At 32.1% G+C, this 843-nt stretch carries 1 protein-coding gene; it reads right to left on the reverse strand.

All coding sequences use genetic code 11. From position 1 onward, the window contains the following. Positions 1–50: 50 nt before the first annotated feature. The gene (locus JK188_RS17580) at positions 51–344 is read right to left on the reverse strand and encodes a helix-turn-helix domain-containing protein (protein WP_036949379.1); all 294 of its coding nucleotides are present in this window, start codon (positions 342–344) and stop codon (positions 51–53) included. Positions 345–843: the final 499 nt, after the last annotated feature.

Consider the following 843-nt stretch of genomic DNA (forward strand, 5'->3'; position numbering starts at 1 on the left):
AGACAGGTACTTAATTTGTTTCATTATGAAACGTCTACATAGAATAGATATTATACGAGAGAATAAAGTGAGTCGTTAAACCCTTTAGATTCTCTTTCCTCAGACGCATTGATATCATCCTGGAGAACTTCACTGAAGAACTCACCCATATTTACGCCTAGTACCTTTAATACGCGAACTAAGCAATCTATATCAATACGATTCACACCTCGTTCATAACGAAATAGTTGTTGTTCACTGATGTCGATCTCTTTAGCTAATTGGAAAACCGTATAGCCTTGAGCTTTTCTTAAAGACTTAATTTTTTGTCCAACTGCACAAGCGACAGGATATTTTGTATTCATAAACATTCTCGCTTCAATCTATATTAATTGAATAAAAATCAGCAGGTATTTTCTGCCATTTTCATTGTTATTTTATATGTACTATATAGTTCATCGATAAAAACATGGTGATACATCCAACATCACTAAGAGAATGATATACTAGCCTTCTAATTAGTTTCAACTAGTCCAAAAATGACATTGCAACTATGTAACAAAATATTTTTCTCTATACAAACAAGACGAGTTAGCAAATAAATCCTTAATTATCAATCTGTTATGCAAATCGATAGCCAGTGAATATCACCGAGTAAACTCAGGTGAAAGAGCACATCGCAAGACAATTCACTAAAAACCAACCACTTTCCCGCCAATAAATCCAAAAATAAAGGAAATAAACAGAATAATTTAACACTGTAACAAAGTTAATCGTTTCACGATAACATTGGTAGTTTTTTGAGTCAAAAACCACATTAAGTGAGCATTTTCTGTAAAAGAAAGTAAAAAATATGTGTTTTAC

The sequence above is a fragment of the Providencia sp. JGM181 genome, assembly GCF_018257375.1.
GTDB classification, from domain to species: Bacteria; Pseudomonadota; Gammaproteobacteria; order Enterobacterales; family Enterobacteriaceae; genus Providencia; species Providencia lanzhouensis.

Bases quoted from the DNA above. Each gene is read 5' to 3' on its own strand.
- JK188_RS17580 (WP_036949379.1), bottom strand. From the start codon at position 344: ATGAATACAAAATATCCTGTCGCTTGTGCAGTTGGACAAAAAATTAAG.